At 36.5% G+C, this 23,222-nt stretch carries 26 protein-coding genes, 1 tRNA gene and 1 pseudogene; 11 read left to right on the forward strand and 17 right to left on the reverse strand.

Annotation, left to right across the window (positions count from 1 at the left end; genetic code table 11):
* Nucleotides 1–97 precede the first annotated feature (97 nt).
* The 4 genes from HMPREF1052_RS07460 to HMPREF1052_RS07475 are packed head-to-tail and all read left to right on the forward strand — an operon-like array spanning nt 98 to nt 2,697.
* Complete coding sequence (locus HMPREF1052_RS07460) at nt 98–1,021, forward strand: SPFH domain-containing protein (RefSeq protein ID WP_005760967.1); 924 nt, start codon at nt 98–100, stop codon at nt 1,019–1,021.
* A gap of 56 nt (nt 1,022–1,077) precedes the next feature.
* Nucleotides 1,078–1,533: an NfeD family protein gene (locus HMPREF1052_RS07465; RefSeq protein WP_005761081.1), complete on the forward strand. Its 456-nt coding sequence runs from the start codon at nt 1,078–1,080 to the stop codon at nt 1,531–1,533.
* Complete coding sequence (locus HMPREF1052_RS07470) at nt 1,533–2,147, forward strand: NAD(P)H-dependent oxidoreductase (RefSeq protein WP_005760993.1); 615 nt, start codon at nt 1,533–1,535, stop codon at nt 2,145–2,147. Before HMPREF1052_RS07465 ends, HMPREF1052_RS07470 begins: the two co-directional genes overlap by 1 nt.
* Nucleotides 2,140–2,697 carry a TorD/DmsD family molecular chaperone gene (locus HMPREF1052_RS07475; protein WP_005761088.1) on the forward strand — a complete coding sequence of 186 codons (558 nt, stop codon included), beginning with the start codon at nt 2,140–2,142 and terminating at the stop codon, nt 2,695–2,697. The genes HMPREF1052_RS07470 and HMPREF1052_RS07475 overlap by 8 nt, the downstream gene beginning before the upstream one ends.
* Nucleotides 2,698–2,744: 47 nt before the next feature.
* On the opposite strand, the gene HMPREF1052_RS07480 is transcribed toward HMPREF1052_RS07475, so the two are convergent.
* The 3 genes from HMPREF1052_RS07480 to HMPREF1052_RS07490 all read right to left on the reverse strand — a co-directional run bounded on the left by HMPREF1052_RS07480 (nt 2,745) and on the right by HMPREF1052_RS07490 (nt 4,427).
* Complete coding sequence (locus HMPREF1052_RS07480; protein WP_005761069.1) at nt 2,745–3,200, reverse strand: YccF domain-containing protein; 456 nt, start codon at nt 3,198–3,200, stop codon at nt 2,745–2,747.
* 12 nt (nt 3,201–3,212) lie between these two features.
* Complete coding sequence (locus tag HMPREF1052_RS07485; RefSeq protein ID WP_005761068.1) at nt 3,213–3,671, reverse strand: methylglyoxal synthase; 459 nt, start codon at nt 3,669–3,671, stop codon at nt 3,213–3,215.
* 102 nt (nt 3,672–3,773) lie between these two features.
* Nucleotides 3,774–4,427: a curli polymerization inhibitor CsgI-related protein gene (locus HMPREF1052_RS07490; protein WP_005761033.1), complete on the reverse strand. Its 654-nt coding sequence runs from the start codon at nt 4,425–4,427 to the stop codon at nt 3,774–3,776.
* Nucleotides 4,428–4,625: 198 nt separating this feature from the next.
* Here HMPREF1052_RS07490 and HMPREF1052_RS07495 point away from each other — a divergent pair, with 198 nt between their 5' ends.
* A complete protein-coding gene (locus HMPREF1052_RS07495; RefSeq protein ID WP_005761015.1) occupies nt 4,626–4,904 on the forward strand; it encodes an acylphosphatase in 279 nt (92 codons plus the stop codon).
* Between the two features lie 32 nt (nt 4,905–4,936).
* Here the strand turns inward: HMPREF1052_RS07495 and HMPREF1052_RS07500 are convergent, their stop codons facing one another.
* The 6 genes from HMPREF1052_RS07500 to HMPREF1052_RS07525 all read right to left on the reverse strand — a co-directional run bounded on the left by HMPREF1052_RS07500 (nt 4,937) and on the right by HMPREF1052_RS07525 (nt 9,605).
* Entirely contained in the window at nt 4,937–5,761 is an 825-nt protein-coding gene (locus tag HMPREF1052_RS07500; RefSeq protein WP_005761074.1) for a metal ABC transporter permease, read from the reverse strand.
* A complete protein-coding gene (locus HMPREF1052_RS07505) occupies nt 5,758–6,642 on the reverse strand; it encodes a metal ABC transporter permease (protein ID WP_005760971.1) in 885 nt (294 codons plus the stop codon). Before HMPREF1052_RS07505 ends, HMPREF1052_RS07500 begins: the two co-directional genes overlap by 4 nt.
* Before the next feature lie 7 nt (nt 6,643–6,649).
* A complete protein-coding gene (locus HMPREF1052_RS07510; protein WP_005760981.1) occupies nt 6,650–7,540 on the reverse strand; it encodes an ATP-binding cassette domain-containing protein in 891 nt (296 codons plus the stop codon).
* Nucleotides 7,540–8,421 (reverse strand): metal ABC transporter substrate-binding protein, encoded by an 882-nt coding sequence (locus HMPREF1052_RS07515; RefSeq protein ID WP_005761061.1) that lies wholly within the window; start codon nt 8,419–8,421, stop codon nt 7,540–7,542. The genes HMPREF1052_RS07510 and HMPREF1052_RS07515 overlap by 1 nt, the downstream gene beginning before the upstream one ends.
* Before the next feature lie 98 nt (nt 8,422–8,519).
* Nucleotides 8,520–8,849, reverse strand: a complete 330-nt coding sequence (locus HMPREF1052_RS07520) for a TusE/DsrC/DsvC family sulfur relay protein (protein ID WP_005761071.1) — start codon at nt 8,847–8,849, stop codon at nt 8,520–8,522.
* Nucleotides 8,850–8,936: 87 nt separating this feature from the next.
* On the reverse strand, nt 8,937–9,605 hold the full coding sequence (locus HMPREF1052_RS07525) for a Bax inhibitor-1 family protein (RefSeq protein ID WP_005761055.1): 669 nt from the start codon (nt 9,603–9,605) through the stop codon (nt 8,937–8,939).
* A 197-nt stretch (nt 9,606–9,802) separates the two neighbouring features.
* Between HMPREF1052_RS07525 and HMPREF1052_RS07530 the strand changes: the two genes are divergently transcribed.
* A tRNA-Ser gene (locus HMPREF1052_RS07530) sits at nt 9,803–9,892 on the forward strand.
* Nucleotides 9,893–10,229: 337 nt separating this feature from the next.
* On the opposite strand, the gene HMPREF1052_RS11590 is transcribed toward HMPREF1052_RS07530, so the two are convergent.
* The 4 genes from HMPREF1052_RS11590 to HMPREF1052_RS07545 all read right to left on the reverse strand — a co-directional run bounded on the left by HMPREF1052_RS11590 (nt 10,230) and on the right by HMPREF1052_RS07545 (nt 14,279).
* Complete coding sequence (locus HMPREF1052_RS11590; protein WP_256593570.1) at nt 10,230–10,358, reverse strand: hypothetical protein; 129 nt, start codon at nt 10,356–10,358, stop codon at nt 10,230–10,232.
* A 391-nt stretch (nt 10,359–10,749) separates the two neighbouring features.
* Complete coding sequence (locus HMPREF1052_RS07535) at nt 10,750–11,151, reverse strand: SMI1/KNR4 family protein (RefSeq protein WP_005761042.1); 402 nt, start codon at nt 11,149–11,151, stop codon at nt 10,750–10,752.
* Entirely contained in the window at nt 11,148–11,918 is a 771-nt protein-coding gene (locus HMPREF1052_RS11595; protein ID WP_331271010.1) for an RHS repeat-associated core domain-containing protein, read from the reverse strand. The genes HMPREF1052_RS07535 and HMPREF1052_RS11595 overlap by 4 nt, the downstream gene beginning before the upstream one ends.
* A 3-nt stretch (nt 11,919–11,921) precedes the next feature.
* Nucleotides 11,922–14,279, reverse strand: coding sequence for a DUF6531 domain-containing protein (locus HMPREF1052_RS07545; RefSeq protein ID WP_231284625.1), 2,358 nt, complete (start codon nt 14,277–14,279; stop codon nt 11,922–11,924).
* Between HMPREF1052_RS07545 and HMPREF1052_RS10955 the strand changes: the two genes are divergently transcribed.
* The 3 genes from HMPREF1052_RS10955 to tssI all read left to right on the forward strand — a co-directional run bounded on the left by HMPREF1052_RS10955 (nt 14,278) and on the right by tssI (nt 17,622).
* Nucleotides 14,278–15,525 (forward strand): ImcF-related family protein, encoded by a 1,248-nt coding sequence (locus HMPREF1052_RS10955; RefSeq protein WP_256593614.1) that lies wholly within the window; start codon nt 14,278–14,280, stop codon nt 15,523–15,525. The two genes, HMPREF1052_RS07545 and HMPREF1052_RS10955, sit on opposite strands and share 2 nt — an antisense overlap.
* A 48-nt stretch (nt 15,526–15,573) precedes the next feature.
* Nucleotides 15,574–16,278 (forward strand): type VI secretion IcmF C-terminal domain-containing protein, encoded by a 705-nt coding sequence (locus HMPREF1052_RS10960; RefSeq protein ID WP_081484405.1) that lies wholly within the window; start codon nt 15,574–15,576, stop codon nt 16,276–16,278.
* 219 nt (nt 16,279–16,497) lie between these two features.
* The gene (gene tssI, locus HMPREF1052_RS07555; protein ID WP_005761058.1) at nt 16,498–17,622 is read left to right on the forward strand and encodes a type VI secretion system tip protein TssI/VgrG; all 1,125 of its coding nucleotides are present in this window, start codon (nt 16,498–16,500) and stop codon (nt 17,620–17,622) included.
* Nucleotides 17,623–17,704: 82 nt separating this feature from the next.
* On the opposite strand, the pseudogene HMPREF1052_RS07560 reads toward tssI, so the two are convergent.
* From HMPREF1052_RS07560 to HMPREF1052_RS07575, 4 genes and pseudogenes are all read right to left on the reverse strand, one after another.
* Nucleotides 17,705–18,175: pseudogene (locus tag HMPREF1052_RS07560) on the reverse strand (Csac_0668 family 2Fe-2S cluster-binding (seleno)protein).
* A gap of 152 nt (nt 18,176–18,327) precedes the next feature.
* Complete coding sequence (locus HMPREF1052_RS07565) at nt 18,328–20,172, reverse strand: heavy metal translocating P-type ATPase (protein ID WP_005761060.1); 1,845 nt, start codon at nt 20,170–20,172, stop codon at nt 18,328–18,330.
* 15 nt (nt 20,173–20,187) lie between these two features.
* Nucleotides 20,188–20,409, reverse strand: coding sequence for a cation transporter (locus HMPREF1052_RS11370; protein WP_003145146.1), 222 nt, complete (start codon nt 20,407–20,409; stop codon nt 20,188–20,190).
* A gap of 145 nt (nt 20,410–20,554) precedes the next feature.
* Nucleotides 20,555–20,923 carry an ArsR/SmtB family transcription factor gene (locus HMPREF1052_RS07575; RefSeq protein WP_003145044.1) on the reverse strand — a complete coding sequence of 123 codons (369 nt, stop codon included), beginning with the start codon at nt 20,921–20,923 and terminating at the stop codon, nt 20,555–20,557.
* Between the two features lie 52 nt (nt 20,924–20,975).
* On the opposite strand from HMPREF1052_RS07575, the gene HMPREF1052_RS07580 reads away from it, so the two are divergent.
* Both HMPREF1052_RS07580 and HMPREF1052_RS07585 read left to right on the forward strand, forming a co-directional pair.
* Nucleotides 20,976–21,524, forward strand: coding sequence for a porin family protein (locus HMPREF1052_RS07580; RefSeq protein ID WP_005761087.1), 549 nt, complete (start codon nt 20,976–20,978; stop codon nt 21,522–21,524).
* Between the two features lie 45 nt (nt 21,525–21,569).
* On the forward strand, nt 21,570–23,168 hold the full coding sequence (locus HMPREF1052_RS07585; protein ID WP_081484407.1) for a M16 family metallopeptidase: 1,599 nt from the start codon (nt 21,570–21,572) through the stop codon (nt 23,166–23,168).
* The last annotated feature ends 54 nt before the right edge of the window (nt 23,169–23,222 follow it).

The raw sequence follows: 23,222 nt of genomic DNA on the forward strand, positions 1-23,222 counted from the left end.
TCTGAGAATCATGGTTATTCTTATGTACAAAGTGCGGTGTAATTTGTTATATTTTTGTAAATTAGTCAGTCTTTAGTATTTATAAGGAGAAAATAGTATGGATATTCTTGAAGGACTTCCAATTGCGGTGATTGTTTTTATTGTGCTTGTAGTACTTGTTGTTTCTTCAGCACTTAAAACTGTACCACAAGGTTTCAATTGGACCATTGAACGTTTTGGTCGTTATATTAAAACCTTGAGTCCAGGCTTAAACTTTATTATACCTTTCGTAGATCGTGTCGGTCGTAAAATTAATATGATGGAACAAGTCATCGATATTCCATCACAAGAAGTGATTTCAAAAGATAATGCTAATGTATCTATTGATGCAGTATGTTTCGTGCAGGTTGTTGATGCCCGTAGTGCGGCTTATGAAGTGAATCATTTAGAGCAAGCCATTGTCAATTTAGTCATGACTAATATACGTACTGTATTAGGCTCAATGGAATTAGATGAAATGCTTTCACAACGTGATAATATCAATGGTCGTTTACTTTCTATTGTCGATGAAGCAACCAATCCTTGGGGGGTAAAAGTGACACGTATTGAAATTCGTGATGTTCGCCCACCTCGTGAACTAAGCGAAGCGATGAATGCACAAATGAAGGCTGAAAGAAATAAACGAGCAGAAATTTTAGAAGCTGAAGGGATTCGTCAAGCTCAAATCTTACGAGCTGAAGGTGAGAAACAATCTAAGATTCTCAAAGCTGAAGGTGAACGTCAAGAAGCGTTCTTGCAAGCTGAAGCACGGGAACGTGCTGCTGAAGCAGAGGCAAAAGCAACACAAATGGTATCTGAGGCTATTGTTGGCGGAGATACCAAAGCGATTAATTACTTTATTGCTCAAAAATATACAGAAGCTCTTAAAGAGATTGGTGGTTCAAGTAATAGTAAAGTGGTGTTAATGCCACTTGAAGCAGGTAACTTAATTAGTTCTGTGGCAGGGATTGCGGAATTATTAAAAGGCGATAAAAAGTCATAATATGAATAATTAGGCAGGATTTTTCCTGCTTAATTTCTCTTATTGAAGGAGTCGAAATGGATTGGTTAACAACTTGGTCAGTATGGCATTGGATGATTTTAGGATTCATATTATTAATTGGTGAAATAATACTTCCTGGCATTTTTCTGTTATGGTGGGGGATTGCGGCTATTATTACTGCGGCAATAATGGCGTTAGTACCTAGTATAAGTTTGACGATATTAGGCATTTTTTATGCTATTTTGGCATTTATATTAAGTCTTGTTTGGTGGAAATACCAACATCGAAAAGATGCTTATGATGAAGCCCAAACTGTTTTAAATCAACGTCAACATGCAATGTTAGGAGCAACAGGTATTGTGCAAGAATTTGCAGATACTGGTGTTGGGCGTGGTTATTTTGGTGATACCACTTGGCGAATTCAAGGAGTTGAGTTGCAAGTCGGTGATCGTATTGAAGTTGTTAGTGTACAAGGAATTACACTAAAAGTACGTAAGTTAGGGAAAATTTAATGAAGCATTTAGTTATTTTTGCTCATCCAAATACAAAAAATAGTTTTAATAAAGCCATTCTAGAGCGTGTTTTACAGGCGAGTAAAAAAGCCAATGTAGAAACTGTTGTCAGAGATCTTTATAGCATGGAATTTAACCCAGTGATTTCATGGGAAGAATTATCAGGCACATTTCAAGGGATCATTGCATCTGAAATTAAATATGAACAAAAACTGATTTCAGAGGCAGATTTAATTACTCTAGTTTATCCATTATGGTGGATGGGATATCCTGCGATCTTAAAAGGTTATTTAGAGCGGGTATTAACAGCTGGATTTGCTTATCAAAGTAATGAAAATGGCACAGTAGGACTACTCACAGGTAAGCAAATGCAGCAATTTATTACTCTTGGTAATGGTGTTGAACGTTATCAAAAAATTGGCTTTGCAAAATCATTAGATGATACTTTGGTCAATGGTTTATTTAATTATGTTGGAATTAATGATATTGAGCATAGCTTTTTAGGGGATATTCATATTATTGATGCTCAAGCTCGTCATAAGATGTTAGATGAAGTTGAGGCAAAAATTTTTGAAAAATTGACCGCACTTTTAGGAGCTAAAGTTAATGTCTGAGTTACAAATTAATAACTTTTCTCTTATTAGTCGTTTATTTGGAAATCTATTCTATCGTTCTCCCGAGGAGCCAGTTCTAGAAGCGGTATTTCATTGGTTACAACAAAAAGGTTTAGAACAAGTTTGGGCATTAGATGCTGATGATGAAGTTTTACAAGCACTTGAAAACATACAAATGCCTATTGCAAAAGAGGTTTTAGCTGAAGAATATTATCGCTTATTTTTAACGGATATGCCGAAAGTTGATAGTAAACTTTCTTCTTATGGCATTGATGTAAATGAATTTATGAGTTTTCGACAAGAACGTGGCATGCCAGCTGTAGAATCTGCGGATCATTTTGCTTTACTTTTACTCACAGCCTCTTGGATTGAGGATAATCTAGATTCTATTAATGCACAACGAACTCTATTTGAAACCTTTTTATTGCCTTGTGCCAGCAAATTCTTAACAAAAGTAGAAAGCCACGCATCGCTACCTTTCTATCGTTCTTTGGCATTATTGACGAGAGAAATTTTAGCTGCCATGGCAGATGAGCTAGAAGAAAGCTAAAATAAGCCTAGCAAAAGATAAGCCTCAAACTCTGTTGAGGCTTTTTTCTATGCATTACGTTGATTTTCAAATTCTTTTTCTGCTCTATGCTGACGGGCTAATTGAGCCATCTCTTTGGGCACGACACGTTGACCTACAGGAAATAAAGAAATGCCTGCGAGTTTAAAATGGGCTAACCCAGTTGGAATCCCAATGATCGTAATACATTGTGCAATACCAGTCAGAATATGCAATAAGCACAACCACCAGCCAAAAAGAATAAACCAAAGTAAATTTAAAACAGAACCTAAAGAATTTGCTAATGAACTTTTAGGTTCAAGATATTTTACATGGATAATATCATTACCAAATGGCATAAGGGACATTTTAGTAATTTCCCAACAGCTACGTGAATAGGGAAGTGTGATAATTAATATTGCACTTATGAGAGTCGCAATTAACCAGCCAATAGTTGTTGCAAAACCCCCGAGTACAAAATTAAGAATATTGAGAATGAATGCCATTGTTTTTAACCTCTATTTCAAACGTTCTTGCAAATATCCTTGGTAATCAGGAATGCGAATTTTAATATCTTGATTAAAGAGGCTAGAATTAATTAAGAAATCAGCTGTAGCAATATTCATTGCATGAGGAATATTCCACACAGTAGCAATGCGTAGTAAAGCTTTTACATCAGGATCATGAGGTACGGCATCCATTGGATCCCAAAAGAAAATCATCATATCTATTTTATTTTCAGCGATCAATGCACCTAGTTGTTGATCGCCTCCCATTGGACCACTTAATAAGCTATTTACCGATAATCCAGTTGCATCAGCGATCAAATGCCCAGTCGTGCCAGTAGCATATAATTCATGAGGGGTTAATTGTGCTACATGCTGGCTACACCAACTGATTAAATCCTTTTTGCAGTGATCATGAGCGACTAAAGCAATATGTTTGCGGACGGTAACGTTACGAAAAATGTTATTCATCGTTTTTTCCTTCTATCAAATGTTAATATTATATTGCTATATGAAAAAAGTGCGGTAAAGATACCGCACTTTTGGAATAGTAAGCATAAATTAAAAGCTTCCTTATTGTTTTTTAGCCCAATTTAAGAAGCGGGTTTGAGTTTCTTTATCAGCTTGTTGGAACCAGTATTGCAACATTTGTTCTGCAGCATTTTCACCTTGTACAACGACTTTTGATTTTGCTACTTTTCCTGCAGTTGTTCCCATTGCAGTAGTCATTGTTGTACTTGCTAAGGCTGGAACTGCTGCTTTAGCGCCTGAAGTATTGTAGCTCGATAGATTATCTACCAAGTTTACGCTAGGTAAGAACCCTTCTTGCATTAAATATTCTTGTTGATTAGCAACGTCGGCACCAGCGCTAGTTTTTACAATAATTTTTGGTGATGCTTTAAAGTTTTCAATATCACGTTTATTTTTTAATGATGGAGCACTAAGTTGAATATCTTCGCTTCTGCCATCAAATGTCACAACAATAGGATCTGATTCAAATAAACCTGATTCTGCACCACGAAGAATTTCAGATACACGCACAACCACTTGATGTTTTTTGGTATCATTAATTTCAAATGATTTTGCTTGTTTTAAAAGTGATTTATTTGCTTTTTGACCATCAATTGCAACAAATTCAACATTTGATGAGGTGGTTACAACACCAGCAATCGTTGCTGTAGAAGTTAATAAAGCGGTCATTGCTAATGCAGTAAGACGAAGTTTCATATGAGCTCCTTTCTGTTAAGAAGTATATTAATAGATTTTGTTCTTTTTCACGTTGCGAATAGAATAACTCCCAATGAAAAGAGTAAATCTATTTCAAGTGCTTTTTCTATCCTATGCTAATTTCACTAAAATGGAAATAGGTAATATGAAAAAAATCTATTTATATAAATTAAATCAAGGAGTAAGGGAGATTTTTCAATGCAAAAAAGACAATTTCTGATTTATGGTATTGTACAGGGAGTTGGCTTTCGTTACTTCACTTGGAGAAAGGCGAAAGAAATTGGTTTGAAAGGAATGGTAAGGAATTTACATGATGGATCCGTTGAAGCAATTATTTATGGTAATGAACAACAATTATCTGTTTTCCGTACTTGGATAGCACAAGGCCCCGCGCATGCTAAAGTTGATAAAGTGATTGAACAGACTTATCTTGGTGAGCAGGATTTTACTGATTTTTATGTACATCACTACAGATGATGGTTTAAAAGTGCGGTATAAATTTAAAAAAATTACCGCACTTTTAATTTATTGTAAGCTAATGCAAAACTGAAGAACACAACTTGTACAATAATAATACAAGGACCAATATCGGCATTGATGTGATAGCTTACTAAGGTTCCCATAAAGCTTGAAATAATAGAGCTTATGATGGCGAACAATAGCATGTAGTCGAATCGTTTGGTTAGTAAGTATGCGGTAATACCTGGAGAGATTAACATTGCTACCACTAAAATAACACCGACCACTTGCATTGCTGTAATAATGGTCAAGGACAAGAGAATTAGCAAACCATAATATAGTAGTTTAGGAGAGAGTCCTACAATTCTTGCTTGGCTAGGATCAAAGCAATATAGCAATAAATCACGTCTTTTGAGGAGAACAATAAAAAACACAATACAAGAAATGATTGCTGTTTGAATCAATTCTGAATGACTAACTCCTAATAAATTCCCGAATAAAATATGTAATAAATGTTGGTCTGTTTCAACCTTGGTAAATAATACTAAACCCAAAGCAAACATACCTGAAAAAACGATTCCCATCACCGTATCTTCTTTGATACGACTATTTTCTTTGAGATAACCAACGCCTAAAGAACAGCAAAGACCAGAAAAAAAAGCACCGATCATAAGAGGTAAACCCAACATATAGGCAATCACAATGCCAGGTAAAACGGCATGAGAAATGGCATCGCCCATTAATGACCAACCCTTTAGCACTAAGTAACAAGATAGAAGGGCACAGATTGTTGCCACAATGATTGCTGTAAAAAGAGCATTTTGCATAAAGGGAAAACTTAGCGGAACAGTAAACCATGCGATTAATGTATTCATTTTGCTTCCCTTGAAATTTTTTCAATATCTACCGCACTTTTTAATGCAGTAACTCGTTTTTGGTTGATTAAGCCATATTTAGGTGAGAAGAAAAATGCACATAAAAATATCAGTGTTTGCAGGCAAACAATTAAGCCTCCTGTTGCGCCATCTAAGAAATAACTGATATAGGCACCTATTGAGCTGGTTAGTGTTCCTAATATCATCGCAATAATGAGCATTTTACTAAAACGATCCGTCAGTAAATAAGCTGTAGCACCAGGAGTAATAACCATTGCAATAACGAGAATGGCACCAACAGTTTGTAGTGCGGCGACAATACAAGCACTTAGTAAGGTAAAAAAGAGAATTTTATATTTTGTTGGAGATAATCCGACGGCTACCGCTTGAGTTTCATCAAAGAACACAAGTAATAGATCTTTCCAAAAGAAAAATAAAAAAATCAAACAGATAATAATGATTAGTGCCACTTGTATGACATCTTCATCAGCAATACCAAGGATATTCCCCAAGATAATTTCTTGCACATTCACTGAAGTTGGATTCAGCGAAATAATGAGTAAACCAATAGCAAAAAATGTGGTGAAAATAAAACCAATAACAGCATCTTCTTTTAATGTTGTCATAGATTTCACCCATAAAATAGAAAGTGCGGCGAGAATGCCTGAAAAGAATGCACCTATAGCATAGGGAAGTGATAGAGCATAGGCGATGGCGACGCCAGGTACAACAGAATGCGACAATGCATCACCAATTAATGACCAGCCTTTTAACATTAAATAGCAAGAAAGAAAAGCACTAACGCCTCCCACTGCCGCACTGATCACAATTGCCTTCAACATATAATTATAGCTAAAAGGTTCTAGTAAAAGTTCTAACATGATGAGATTAGCCTTTTGATAAATAGTCTTTTACAATTGGTGCGGGTGGATCATTTTTTGTTTGTCCATAGAACACCGCTGGGCGTTCGTCATGATCCGTTAATACGGTGACGGTACGTTCATCTTCATCATCATGCAGATCTCGTCCTAATAATTTAATATGGCGAAGTACTCCACCAAAGACAGCTTCAAGATTTTGTTGAGTAAAGGTAGTTTCGGTTTTACCTGAAGCAATTATCGTACGATTAATCATAACTACTTGATCACAATAATCAGGCACACTGCCTAAATTATGGGTAGACACAAGAATTAAGTGACCTTCTTGACGCAATTGGCTTAGCAATTCAACGATGGCATTTTCAGTTTTAACATCTACACCAGTAAAAGGCTCGTCTAATAAAATCACTTGGCTTTGTTGTGCTAATGCTCTAGCTAGAAATACTCGTTTTTTTTGACCGCCAGATAGTTCACCAATTTGTCTGTCTAGCAAATGTTCAATATTAACACGAGCCATCGCTTCTTGGACTTTTTGTTTGTCTTTTTGGCTAGGAATACGTAAGAAATTCATATAGCCATAACGACCTTGCATTACAACATCATATACAGAAACAGGAAATTGCCAGTCTACATCTTCACTTTGTGGGACATAAGAAATTAGATTTTGTTTGAGGGCTTTTTCGATAGTAAAACCACAGAGGCGAATATCGCCTTGCTGTGGTTGTATTAAGCCCATCAGACTTTTAAATAATGTTGACTTACCACTGCCATTCACACCGACTAGTGCACAAGTTGTGCCACCTTCTAAATGAAAAGACACATCATGAATAGCCGTATGTCCATTGTTATATCGAACAGTAACGCCTTCGACATAGATTGAGGCAGGGTAAGTTGAGTTCATTATTTTTTAAATCCTTTTACAATAGTTGAAACAGTTGTTTGTAATAAATCAATATAAGTTGGAACTGGACCATTTTTTGCAGAAAGTGCATCTACATAAAGTACGCCACCGTATTTTGCACCTGTTTCTTTTGCCACTTGTTGAGCAGGTTTTGGTGAAATAGTACTTTCACTAAATACTACTGGAATATGATTTTTACGAACCACATCAATAACATGGCGAACTTGTTTTGGAGTACCTTGTTGTTCTGCATTAATTGGCCATAAATAAGCTTCTTTAAAACCATAATCTTTAATCAGATAACTAAATGCCCCTTCACTTGTGACTAACCAACGTTTGTCTTCAGGAATTTGATTAATTTTTTCACGTAATGGTTTATCAAGTGCTTTGATCTTGTCTGCATAAACTGCGGCATTTTTTTGATAAATTTCGCTGTTTGCTGGATCGTATTTAATAAACGCATTTTTGATGTTTTCAATATAGATTAAGGCGTTACTGGTAGACATCCAAGCATGAGGATTTGGCATATCTTTATAAGGACCTTCATAAATTGACATTGGCGTAATACCTTCAGTCACGACAACTGCTGGTTTATCTTTCATATTTTGGAAGAATTTTTCAAACCAACGTTCTAAGTTTAAGCCATTCCATAAAATTAAATCTGCGGATTGAGCTTGTGCAACGTCTTTTGGGGTAGGTTGATAATCGTGGATTTCAGCTCCAGGTTTGGTAATTGATTGTACATCAGCCGCATCGCCTGCAACATTTTGAGCAATATCTTGAATAATTGTAAAAGTGGTGACCACTTTCATTTTGGCGGAAGCTGAAATTGATACTGTACCAATTGCAGCAGCCATGATGGCTACTAAAAATTTACGCATAAACGTCTCCTTGTTGTTATGTTGATTAATAGCGAATATATACTAAACGTAAATGCTTAAATCATCAAGTGATAATCATTCGTATTATCAAAATTTATTTATAGACATTTAGCAGGTTTGGGTAATCCTGCTAATTTTGTTGCTTGTTTTGCTGGCCCATCAGGAAATAAACGTTGTAAATATCGACTGTTACCTTTTTCTTCACCTAATTTCTGTGCCATTGCTTTTACCAGCATACGGATAGCAGGTGAAGTTTTATATTCTTGATAGAATTGACGGACAAAATAAATAACTTCCCAATGAGCATCAGTTAGGGTTAAATTTTCTTTTTCTGCGATAGCCACAGCAACATTTTCATTCCATTGGGTTAAATCTAGTAGATAACCCGCAGGATCGGTTTCAATTGTAATATTATTTACTTTAATCATAATTTACCTATATCAACTTTTATCGCTTATTATACAAAAAACGCTCCTAACAAAGTAGGAGCGTTTGGCTATTTATTTGATAGATAATTAATCATCACTAGCGAAGCCTAATAATTGTAATAGGCTTAAGAATAGATTATAAATTGAAACGAATAAACTGGTAGTTGCTCGAATATAGTTAGTTTCACCGCCATGAATGATATTGCTAGTTTCAAATAGAATCGCTGCACTTGAGAAAATGACAAATAATGCACTTAGTGCTAACTGTAATGCTGGCGTTTGGAAAAAGAAACTTGCTACCATTCCTAATAATAACACGATAAATAATGCAAAAATCATACCTGAAAGGAATGACATATCTTTGCGTGTTGTTAATACATAAGCAGAGCAGGCGAAAAATACTGCGGCAGTACCTGCTAATGCAAGTGCTACAGTTTCACTTAATCCAGCGCCTATGTAACGATTAAGAATTGGGCCTAAGGTGTAACCTAAAAATCCAGTAAATGCAAAAGTAGATAAAATCCCCCAGCCACTATTTGCTGTTGCATTGGTGAGGAATAATAAACCATAGAAACCCACCAATGTCACAATGATACCTGGATGAGGCAAACCAAGTGACATTGAAAAATAGGCTACTATTGCAGAGAATGCGAGAGTTAAACCTAATAAGAAATAAGTATTACGCAATACTTTATGTGTACTTAATAATGAAGTTGATTGTTCGCGAGTATCAAAAACAATGCGAGAATCTGCCATAAGAATCTTCCTTATAAAGAATGGATAATCATCAATGAATACGTTACTAATAAGTAATAATAATGTCAAAATTTTTTTAACCATAATGATAGCTAAATAGGCGAGCTGTGTAAATAATAGTCTATTAAACAATGAAATTGTAAATAGTAGTTTACTTAACGAGATAACTATATTATATTTCACTCCGCTTAAATCACGGAGGAATGGTCGAGTGGTTGAAGGCACCGGTCTTGAAAACCGGCGAGGGTTTATGCCCTCCGTGAGTTCGAATCTCACTTCCTCCGCCATATTTAGGGGAAAAACTGTAAGTTTTAGCTATAAAATTGATTACTTATGGCTTTTTTATTTTTTGAAAAATTATCTATATATTCATTTTTAGCAACTAATTTTGTCGTGTCTAAATAAGACTTTCACGAGCCTTCGACTTGATTTTCCAACCATTAATAAATTGTTTGGAATTAAATCAGCACTGCTCTGTACCATCTCTATTGTTTCCCAATTCCAGTAACGAAATCGGTTGTAAGTAAGCACTGTACCAGTCCATTAGGTTGGCAAACGGCATAGCTGGTTTGGTATTGCCACTTGTATGTGTTACCTTCGTAGCTTTGGTGTAGCTCTTGGTAGCTATCCTGTTGAGCGATAAGTTGCAAGCCGTGGAAGACGCTGTGCCGTTCGTTGTTTTTGAACATCTGCGTATAGGCAACTTGGTCGCCATCCCACAGATATTGGATTTTCAGGCGTTGGTGCGGACATACTTTTGAAATACGTCTGCCGAGTGCCTCGTATTTATAATATCACACTTCGCCTTGTACTGTGGTAATGCTGGTCAGTTGATTACAGGCATTCAAGCGATAATAAGTGTTTTTTTGTCTGAAGCCGTCTCGAATTTCTGTTTTCTCGGTGACCCTGCCGATTTTATCATAAGTGCAAAGAAAGTTGTCATTCTCCGTCATCAGGCGGATGAGGTTGTAAGCATTGTCGTATTCATAATGGGTAATCCCAACACCTACCCATTCGGTTGGCAGATGACGTAGCTGGATTATGTAATTTTAAAAGAGTGGATATCAGGTAAAATTGCCCGACCTACGTTACTAAATTTATCATTTGTACACATTATAAAGTTTGCTTAAACAAATCTTCAAAATCAGAATAAAGTATTTTCAATACTATAATCATCATGGTAAAAAATATAAATCTCTCCATTAGTGTGCATTAAAATTGGATTGCCTGCTCCATCATCAGAAATGACATAAAGCTTTTTTAGAAAATTATCTCCTTGAGAGAACTCTTTCCAAAAAGACTTGGTTTTTTCTATAACATTTTCATTGCCAATAATATTAGAATTACAGGATGAGCTTATTGAATAAATATCAATACCTGCACTCGCTCCGCCATATTTTTTAATAAAGAATACATAGTCTTTATTAAACAATACTCCTAAATCTTTTTGAGCAAGTACAATATCACTTTCTTTGATTGGAGTACCTTTTAAATTAGGATTTTTTTTAAAATAATAATCTAAAGCACTTATTGTTTCTAAGTTCATAAAATTTCTCCTCGTCTTGCTAACTCTTCTTTTGCTTGGTTGTACCAAAATTCTCTTTTCCATTGATTAAATTCCTGCCTATTATCAATACCACCTTTATTTCCTAAGGGATGTAAATCTTTAGTGTTTGCCCTATGCCATTTATCAGGCATTGCAATTATTGGACCTTTAGAATTTTGTTTGTAATGATGAAGGATAATAGTATTACCACACTTATTTATTGGTGATTTACCAAATGGTCTAGAACTATTAGGACTATTTAAATACATCAAAGATTTTAAATCCGAGGTTTTATAATGACTCAAATTAGTATATCCCCCTACAGATAATTCTAAACCACTTGAACTTTTGAATTTAACAGAACACTCAGCCAATCCAAACGGATCTACCCAATCCTGTGGATTGCCAACATACCCAAACGGTCGTTCGCCACCTAATAACCCAATCGGATCACTCGAGATATAATTCCCACTTTCAGGGTCATAGTATCTAAATCGGTTATAAGCCAATCCCGATTCTTCGTCGTAGTGTTGCCCAGCAAATAAAAGCTGTGGGTTGAGCGGGCTGGTTGGGTAGTAGCTATTCGGGAAACATAATCCCCACAGCGTTTGCTTTTCCTTACGCCAAACTGTTCTGCCTTTCGGGTTGAGTAGGGCAAGTACTTGTCCGTTGGGCTGGCAAACAGCATAGCTGGTTTGGTATTGCCACTTGTATGTGTTACCCTCGTAGCTTTGGTGTAGCTCTTGGTAGCTATCCTGTTGGGCGATAAGTTACCAGCCGTTAAATATACTGTGGCGTTGGCTTTCTAACTTGCCGTTTTTAAACGTCTGCGTGTAGGCAAGCTGGTCGCCGTCCCAAAGATATGTGATTTTCGGCCGTTGTTGCGGGCAAGCTTTTGATATTCTCCGTCCAAGTGCATCGTATTGATAATACCACACTTCGCCGTTGTTATTGGTAATACTGGTCAGTTTATTGCAGGCATTCCAGCGATAGTAGGTGGTTTTTTGTCTAAAACCGTCTCGGATTTCCGTTTTCTTGGTGAGTCTGCCTGTCTTGTCGTAGGTGTAGTAATCGTTGTTGATTCGGTTAAGTTTATGCCCTTTTTGATAAATATCCTGATGTTGAATAAGTCGTTCATCTTCTGTGGAGCCTCGCCCAAGGGTAACGCCTTGAGCTTGTTGGGTTAAGTAGCCACATTCATCATAGGCATAACGCTCTTGTTGCCCGTTTTGATTATACACGGCGGTGATTTGGTTGTTGCGGTTTAAATGGAACGTGCATTTTTCACTTTTGGCTTGGGTAGCCGTGGTATTCAGTGCTTTGTCGTATTGATAGCGTTGGCTCACCTCGGCAAAACTTGGGGCATCAATGCCGGTGGCTCGCAGTTCGTCTTTGTCAAAAAATTGCTCTGGCTCCCAATCGGCACGTTGCTGAATCAGGCAATCCATTTCATCAAAGCGTTGATTTAAGATAAAGCCTTGATTTGAAATACGTTGGATTTCATTGCCGTTTGAGTCGTATTTGCAAAAGAGTTGCTGTTTTTGACCACTTGTCTCTTGGGCAGGCAGGTCTAATTGTACTAATTCACCGACCTGATTGTATTTAAAGATGGTAATAATAGGTGATATAGTGTTGAGATGACCGTGTTCGTCTTTAATAAAGAGCGTACGAGTGACCGTCTGGTTTTCATCGTCATAAGCGCGGTAGATTTCACCGTAGTTTTGGGTTTCTTTGATGATACGGTCTTTTAGGTCGTATTCAAAGCTTAAGTGCTGGTAAATGCTTTGAATATGGGTGACTCTGCCAATTTTATCGTAAGTGTAAAGAAAGTTGTCATCCACGGTCATCAGGCGGATGAGGTGGTAAGCATTGTCGTATTCATAATGGGTAACATTGCCTTCGCCGTCTGTGAGGGTACGAAGAGTGCCGTTTTCGTTGTAGCTATAAAGCCAGCGGTTATCGGTAAAATCGATTTCTTCTAGCACTTGCCCGTTTTCGTTGAAGACATAGCGGTAGGTTTCGCCTTTCGGGTTGGTGACTTGGCTGAGTTTCAAACTGTCTTTGTCGTAATCGTACTGCCAGCGGTTACCCTCTCCATCGACTTTTTCGGTCAGTAAATCAAACGCCCCGTATTTTAGCTGCCAATCCACACCGTTGGCATCGGTATAACGAATGAGATTACCGTGTCGGTCATAGTGCTGTTTTTCTTCGCTTTGGTTTGGGCGGACAATGTGTGTCAGTTTATGACTGTCATAGTCATACACGGTGGCACGTTGGTGGCTGTCTAAAACCGTTGTTTGGTTATCCTCATACTGAAACCAAACAGGGTAGAAACCGTCAGCCCCGATACTGTGAATGACCCGACCTTTTTCATCATAGTGATAATCCACTCGGGTTTTGTCATTATCTGTCCAGAGAGTGAGATTAAATTGTTCGTCATAGTGGTAGAACAGGCGGAAGTCGAGTAGAGCATCACTCTCAATTAATGCCCCTCGTGCATCTTGCGTATAGGTTGCCAGCACTTCGGGCTGCTGCGTATCAGTACGGATGATTTGATGTAGCCAGTCGCCTTGGTAGGTAAAGGTGAGGCTAATGCCATCAGTGTGCGAGACGGCTTCCAGCCACGAATGTTCGTTATAGTGGAACTGTATGGCATTATCGAAAGTATCTAACCAGGCAGAAATCAGGTAACGCCCATCGGTAAGTGGTGGATAGGTTAAATCGGATTTTGATTCTATCTCTTCATCAACAATGGAATCATTTGTTTCCGGTGTTTTAATAAAATAGAACAGTTTAGAAAGCTGCGTATCACGGTTGAATAATTCCAGGTATTCACGGTGACGGATTAGGGTATATTCGGGGTGGTCTGGATTAAATGAACCGGTACTACCTTGCGGTAAAGCAAAGCGTAAATAAGTACCTTCAAAGGTGGCAATTTTAATGTGTTGCCCATTGTCGGAGATGTCGGCATATTCGGAGAAATTGTCCGTCCAAAATCGTCCGCACAACCCCTCGGATTGTTGTTCATCCTTATAGCGGGACCAAGTGCGAATGAATGATAAAGGGATAGTTTGCCCAAGGGTGAAATCTACCCGTTGTTCAACGAGTTGACCGGTTAGTACATCAATAGGGTCGCCTTTTCTTTCATATGGAGACTATCATGCAACTACATATCCACTAAAAGATATGGGATTATATCAAGGTAATAACATTGGACCTTATGTGGAAAGCACTTATTTAAAACTTTTACAATTTAGATATTTACCTGCTATCATGAATGGTTTAATGATTAAACTTGAAGATGCTCCAAATGCTAGTGAGGAAAAATTAGAAATTCTTCGAGTAATGAGGATGCTTGATGATAAAAGTGGTCGAGATAACCTTTTTGTTGAAGATTACATGCGTAAATATTGGAGTGAAATTTTTAGTGGTCAAAAAGCCTTACAAGTAAATTTACTGCAACATTTAAATTATGCTCTTAACCATACTGATTGGTATGGAGGCCGACTAAAAGATAATGAAGAGTTAATTAAGGCATATAAACCTTATGAATTATCTATACAAACAGCTCAAAGAGAGCTTAGTCAACTGTCTATTTATGATCGTGTATATCAAAATTTGAAGATTCGTGCAAATTCAGTATTACCTTCACCATTAGATTATAGAGATGAAATTGGAGCCGGCTTTGATTCAGTATTTGTAGCTAATAACCAAGAGTATTTATTTATTCCTCGCTTTTTTACTGAGAGCGGATTAAAAAATTATTTTGTAAAACAAAAAGATCAATTGGTTGAATTTACGGCTATTGATAGCTGGGTGCTAAATCTGAAAGATAATTTAGAATATAGTGATGCAGATAAAGAAAAAATTAGTGAGAGAATTTCTGAGCAATATCTGAATGATTATATTTCTGCTTGGCGTTCTGTAATTAATAATTTAGATATTAAAAATTTTAATTCTATTGATGAGGCTATTCTTGCTTTAGAGAAAATTACAGGGGGGGAGCAAACTTTTAAGCGAGCATTACAAGTACTTGCTGAAAATACAGCTTCACCAAGCTTACCCTCTAAGGAGGGAAAAGAACTTAATAGTATACTTGAAAGTCTAGATTATCGTTTAATGAGCCAAATAGACAAGAACTTTGCGGATGAAAAATCAGTATTAGTTGAATCAAATAATAAAGATAGTCTGTTAAATAATGTTTATCAGAAGATATCTAATTTACATCGTTACTTGCTGTCAATAAAAAATGCTCCGGTTCCAGGAAAATCAGCGTTAAAGGCTGTTCAGATAAGAATTAATCAAGAATCTACAGATCCGATTCTTGAATTACAGCAATTAGCAAAAACGATGCCTCAGCCAATGAATAGCTAGTTAGATCAGCTTGCAGATTACTCTTGGCGTTCAGTATTAAAATCTGCAATCGCTTCATTAGAAATAGAATGGAAAGAGAAGGTTGTGAATGAATTTAAGTCAAATCTTGCTGGGCGTTATCCATTTAATAAAAATGCAACCAAAGAGGTTTCATTAAGTGATTTTAGCAGATTCTTTGGACCGGGAGGAACAATAGATAGTTTCTATGAAAATAACCTTAAAGCATTTATTGAAAATGATCTAGGTCAATCAGAAGATGATATCCCAGCATTAATTAGAGAAGATGTGCTACTTCAGCTATATCAAGCTGAGCATATTAGGGAGATCTTCTTTAGTAAAGAAAATGGTCTAGGAGTTCAATATATTATAGAGCCAGTAGATTTATCATCAAATAATCGAAGAAGTATTCTAAATTTAGATGGGCAAATAATTGATTTTTCTCACGGTAGTAAGAGGAAAGCTAATATTGTGTGGCCTAATTCTATGAGTGCAAATGTAGAAAGTAAACTAACACTTGTTTCTACACAAAATGAAAGATCTCCAAGAAGTTTAATATTTAAGGGACCTTGGCCTCAGTTACGAATGTTGAATTCAGGTAAGGTAATAACTTCAAATAATGGTTCATTTACTGTCCGTTATGACTTTAATAATGGATACGCTATATATAATATCCACATTGATGAGTCAGCAAATCCATTTGAGCATAATGTATTTGAAAAATTCAAACTTCCAGATACTTTATTAAAATATTGAAAATGAGTTACTTAAAATTTTTAAGTAACTCATTAATAATAAATAAGGGAAAATATGTCTATATTTACCTTAACTAAAATAAATCAACTTATATCATAAACTAAAAGTATATTTGATATAACTTCTTTAAATAATAAAAAATTTATAAATACCATAACTCAAGAGAGTCAAGCCATAAGTTTAGTAGAAAGTTTAACAAGCGGGACATCGATAAGTCGTTTGCTGTCGGTATTTAACATTCAAAGTGACCCGAGAGGTCTTCAATTTACCTTAGAAGTTCCCAATTTACCCGTCACCGCGTTAGGCGTCTTATCCTTTAAACTTACTGAAAAATACAGTGAACTATATTGTTTAGAACTGATGTTAACGAGTCAGGATTCGGCGATAGATTTTAAAGCCGTAGTAGATAACAAAGTGATATTTAAGATTTGGCAAAATGGAGAATTACTTCGTCAAGTAAGCGGAATGGTAGTGAGCTTTGAACAAGGAGACAGAGGTTCAAGTCAGACCTATTATGGTATGGAAGTTTACCCGGATTTATGGCGAACGACGTTAAGACGAAATTCTCGGATATTCCAACAACAAGATATAAAAAGTATTTTAAGCACATTACTGAGTGAACATGGTATTGTGGATTATGCTTTTGCCTTACGCCATGAGCATTCTATTCGAGAATTCTGTGTTCAGTACCAAGAAAGTGATTTTGCATTTATTCAGAGGCTGACGTCGGAAGAAGGTATATTTTATTATTTTGAACAAGGAGAAGGGCAGCATACGGTGGTATTTAGTGATAGTGCGGAGACATTATCAGAGAAAATAGCCTTACCATATAACATGAGCCGTAATGCACAGTTACAAGAAAAGGTAGTGAGTTGTTTCCGGAAAAGTGAGCAGGTAAGGGCTTCAAGTGTAGAATTAAAGGATTACACGTTTAAGAATCCGAGTTGGAATGCGCAATTTAGCGAGTTAGCAACAGATATAGAGAATCAGCGCCAAAGTTATGATTACCCGGGACGTTTTAAAGATGAAGTTCAGGGGAAAGCGTTTACCCAATATCGATTAGAGAGTTTACGTCATGATGCCCATTTGGGTCATGGGGAGAGTAATGGTGCAGAGCTTCAAGTGGGTAGTTTATTATTGTTAAACAATCATCCGGTAGAGGAAACCAATACGAGTTGGCAATTAATTCATATTATACATGAAGGTAAGCAACCGCAATCGGGAGAGGAAGAATCAGGAGAGAAAGGGACTTATTACATAAATCGTTTCGAAGTGGTACCGAGACATCAGACATGGAGACCGCTTCAACCCCTATGGTTAAGGGGAACATATCCACACTCGTAGTTGGAAACATATCCAACATTGGCTCTCGTTTGTGGGAAGATATCAACGGTTTTGTCTGTTCGTGAGAACATATCAACTCAAATCATTTCATGGTTAATCCCTTATCAATGGCTTCCTGAATAATCTTATGACAACATACCCCCAAAGGATTGTTTTCCTTACAAAGCGAATTTTTCATTGCTCCAGTTATGGCATTTACTTCTTTAACGGTTTTCGCACCATGCTTTACAACTGCTTCAATTACCTGATCTTCTGTGACTTTGCTGCAATAACAAGCATACTTAGGATCTGCATCTTTCTTAAACCAGATAGGAACCCTAACTTGGTCTTTTAAGAATTTTATTTCTTTATCTAAGTTATAGTAAATAACGTCGCAGTCCTCATTCATGCATATCTTATATTGATCTCCATCAACGGCATTACGATAATCATCTGTCACCAAGTGTTCAACGGTTATCCTACTAACTGTTACTCCTTAATTATTACAGACAGGGCAACTCTCCTTTGTTCTATTTAAATTTTGTGTGATACATTCACAGCAACATTCATCAATAACTTTCAATTACATAACCTCCATATCTTTAAAACCATTTAATTCAAGGTAAATCCCAACCAATTTTCATTTATAGTTTTTAAATTAAAAAATACCCCTTGATTGTATCGTCAATTATCGGTATCATTCAAGGGGTGAATAGGAAAAATAGTTTATAGATTCTTTACATTCAAAGCTCTAAAAGCATTTAATACTGCGATGATAGTTACACCTACATCTGCAAATATAGCTGCCCACATAGTAGTTATTCCAAAAGCACTCAAAATAAGAACAATTATTTTTATTACAATTGCAAATACTATGTTTTGATGTGCAATTTTTAGTGTCTTTTTAGAAATCTTCATTGCAGTAGCAATTTTCGATGGCTCATCAGTCATAATTACAACATCAGCAGCTTCAATGGCCGCATCAGAACCTAAACCACCCATTGCTATTCCAATGTCTGCACGAGCTAATACAGGTGCATCATTGATTCCGTCACCAACAAAGGCAAGTTTACCTTTTTTAGATTTTTGCGAAAATAATTCTTCTAGTTTTTCAACTTTGTCTGCTGGCAACAGTTCTGCATAAACCTTATCAAGACCAAGCTCTTTAGCAACTTTTGAACCAATACTTTTATTATCACCTGTCAACATAACTGTTTGTTTAATATTAGCTGCCTTAAGTTCCTTGATTGCTTGTGCTGAATCTTCCTTTACCTCATCGGCAATTACAATGTAACCTATATATTTGTTATTAACAGCAACATGTACAATAGTACCGATCAGCTCTCCCTTGAAATAAGGGATATCCATCATTTTCATAAGTTTGATATTTCCTGCCATAACCTTTTTGCCATCTACTGTTGCAATAACACCATGACCTGATATCTCTTCTACATCTGAAATACGTCCATTGTCTATTTCTTTGCTATATGCACGTTTCAGTGAAAGTGAAATCGGATGATTGGAATAGCTTTCCGCATGTGCAGTTAATTCTAGTAGCTCTTCTTTGGAAACTCCTTCTGGATGAATTTCCTGTACATTAAATACACCTTTCGTTAGTGTTCCAGTTTTATCAAAAACAACAATTTCAGTTTCTGCTAATGCCTCTAAATAATTACTACCCTTGACTAAAACACCTTTTTTTGAGGCTCCACCTATTCCACCGAAGAAACTCAAAGGAATTGAAATAACTAAAGCACACGGACAGGATACCACAAGGAATGCTAGTGCTCTATATATCCAATCACTAAAAGTCGCCCCGTCTATAACAAGAGGTGGTATAATAGCTAGAAAAACTGCAATTATAACCACAACCGGTGTATAATATCTCGCAAACTTCGTAATAAATTGTTCTGAATTGGATTTTTTACTACTTGCATTTTCAACTAAATCAAGAATTTTACTTACAGTAGATTCTCCAAATTCCTTGGTAACCTCTGCTGTAATAACCCCATTAATGTTGATGCACCCACTTAGGATATCACTTCCAACTTCTACTTCACGAGGAACAGATTCGCCTGTTAGTGCCGATGTATCAATCATTGAACTTCCCTCAATTACCTTGCCATCAAGAGGAATTTTTTCTCCTGCTTTAATTACAATAATATCTCCAATTTGTACTTCATCTGGGTCAACTTTGACAAGTTCATCACCTTTTTTAACATTTGCATAATCTGGTCGAATATCCATAAGGCTTGCAATTGACTTTCTCGACTTGCCAACTGCATAGCTTTGAAACAGTTCTCCAACTTGATAAAACAGCATAACTGCAACACCTTCAGGATACTCACCAATAAAAAATGCACCAATTGTTGCAATACTCATTAAAAAATTTTCATCGAAAACTTGACCTTTAAAAATATTTTTGACAGCTCTTTTTACAACATCTCCACCTACAATAATGTAACTTATTATAAAGAGAGCAATCTGTAACCATTCGTTATTTAAACTAAGCAATACTGCTGTAGCTAACACGGCTGCACCAATAATTATTCGCCATAGTCGTTTTGTCATACTAAATAGCCTTCTTTAAGCCTTTTTCATAGTTGTATCGGGTTCGATTTTTTTAACTATTTTTTCGGCCTCTGCTATTATTGTTGGCATTTTTTCATCCTCACCATCAATAACGAGTTTTGTGGTCATAAAGTTAACAGTAGCTTCTTTCACTCCATCAAGCTCATTAATAGCCTTTTCCATTTTTGCCGCGCAATTTGCACAATCTAAACCTTCAAGTATAAATTTCTTTTTCATTATTAAATCCTCCTAAATATTATTTGTAATTTTATTTTGAATACTACAAGTCTTTTTCAAATTTTCTTGAAGCATTGCTCATTTGAAATGAAGACTTAAATATATGTCCAAATATCTTCAAAAAATATTCTATTCTACCGCATTACTACTTCTCGTTGATATGAATTAGACCTTGGTCAAATATTTCTCTTACATGATCATCAACTAATGAATAATATACTACTTTGCCTTCTTTTCTGTTTTTCACTAAATTAGCTTGTTTTAAGACTCTCAGCTGATGGGAAATTGCTGATTGTGTCATGTTAAGTAATACAGCGATATCACAAACACACATTTCAGCTTCATGTAAAGCCCATAATATCCTGATTCGTGTTGAATCTCCAAATACTTTAAATAATTCTGCTAGATCATAAAGGCTTTCTTCTTGAGGCATTTTATCTCTAACTTGATTTACAATATCCTCATGAATTACATTGCAGTCACATCTTTCAATTGAATTAAATTTTTTAGTCATATTATCACCTCTTTTTAAATCATTTCATCTGAATACTTGGACAAGCATTCATATGTTGTATATTTATACTTTACAGTTTAACAATATTGAGCCATTAAAATGGGGACAAACCTATTGGCAAGGCTTTGCTTCGTTGGATTGGTTGCGTATGCAAGCGCTCAATCTAGGTCGTGGCTATGATGGCAATGCCCCTGTTATTTTAGATGGCAAGTTAATGAATTATGCGGAAATGCGTAAAAAAGTGAATAACAATCGGGAAGAATGGATGGTGCGTTTGGGGTTAGATATGCAAATACCTGATTTAGACTTAACTTGGTCGAATAAATGGTATATCAAAGCACCAATTAAAGGCGCAAATCAATATGGAGAGTTGAAAGATATTCCATTGTATCGCAGTTATGACTATGGCACGCATACACAATGGGACACCAGCTTGCGTTGGTCGCCTAAAGTTTGGAATGACCAACGTATCGTGATGAAAGTTGATGTGTTAAATGTGCTTAATAAAACCCGTAAAGGTATCAGTAGCCAATCTGGTGCTGATTATGGTTTTTATACTGCAGGTAGAGAGTTTTGGTTAGAACTCGGCTACGAATTTTAATTTTTACACCAACAGTGGGCTGTTATGCCCACTTTTTTTGTTATGATGAAAACGCTTATTTTTTTATTTCAAATCCTATTGCTGATGGCTTGCCAAGGGGCAATACCTACAACAACCACAACATCGACCTTGTTACCGTTCAATCCGAATATTCATCACGGCGTATTAGCCAATGGGCTAAATTATTATATTTTATCAAACAAGGAACCTGAAAATCGGGTTTATATGCGATTGGTGGTGAATGCAGGTTCTATGAATGAAGATGATGATCAAAAAGGTGTCGCCCATATCGTGGAACATATGGCGTTTAATGGTTCACAAAAATACCCCAAAAACCAGATTATTAATGCACTTGAGCAGTTAGGAATGAAGTTTGCTCGTGATATTAATGCTTTTACAGATTTTGAAAATACTGTTTATACTCTAAATATTGCTAAAAATGATGATGAAACCTTGCTTCTTGCCTTGGATGTTATAAATGAATGGATGAATCATCTCACCATTTTACCAGAAGATTTAGATAGTGAACGTGGTGTGGTGTTGGAAGAATGGCGTGCTCGTTTAAGTCCAATGCTGCGTTTAGGAGATAAAAAAAGTGCGGTGGAAATGCAAGGTTCTCGTTACGTGTTGCGAGATCCTATTGGCGATGTGGCGGTGATCAAAGGCGTGACGACGCAACGAGTTCGTGACTTTTATCAAAAATGGTATCGACCTGACAATATGGCATTGATTGTGGTGGGTGATATTAACAAATCTTCCCTTGAAAACTTGATTGCGCAGAAGCTGTCCAATTCTACGCATGATACTCAGGCTCCGTTGCCAAAAATTGATTATGGCATTCCGTTAATCAAGCAATGGCGTGTGGCATCCGTGTCTGAGCCTGAAATGACTACGTCAAGTCTTGAATTGAGTTTCTTTTCAGACGCAGTCAATAAAGAAACTGAAGCGGATTATCGCAAAGATTTATTGCAACAAATTGTGCAGCGTTTAATTAATTTACGTTTGCAGCAATGGGAAAATCAGCAAAGTGCAGTGATAAATTCAGCTAATTTTTATCATAGCTATTTAGGTAAACAAACCTTACAAACTATTTTTTCTTTGCAGTTAAATAGTCCGAAATATGATAAAGCGCTTGATGTATTGTTCCACTTTATTAGCGAGTTAAAACAGCAAGGCTTTTCACAGGCAGAATTAAAGGCTGAACTTGAGCGCTTAACTCAGCGCAATGAAAAAGAAAGCCAAATTCAAGTAGGAAGTTTAAAACTAGCAAACGATTTAATCCCAATTATTGCAAATGGACAAGTGAGCTTATCAGCAAAAGACCGTTATCAGCTTAATCGCCGTTTGCTAAAAAGTATAAATTTGGCTGAAATTGACCGCACTTTTGAGGAGATGATAGCAAGCCAAGCACGGTTGGTATTGGTTACACAACCTTCGTCAGCCAAATCATTGCCGTTTTCTGCAGATACAGTTGCACAACGTTGGCAGCAAGCAATGAATGATCGCTCTCACCATTGGAAAGATGAAGCTATTCCCGCAGCTATGCCAGAGTTACATTTCAAGGCGGGGACGCTTATGCGTGAAAAATATTGGGATAAAGGTAATATCACTGAATATTGTGGGGTAGTGACAATATTTGCATAAGGAAAAAGAAAAAATTTGGTGGGAAAAAATTGGCTGGAGCCCCTGTTTGTAGGG

Origin of the sequence: Pasteurella bettyae CCUG 2042, assembly GCF_000262245.1 — a bacterium.
GTDB lineage: Bacteria > Pseudomonadota > Gammaproteobacteria > Enterobacterales > Pasteurellaceae > Basfia > Basfia bettyae.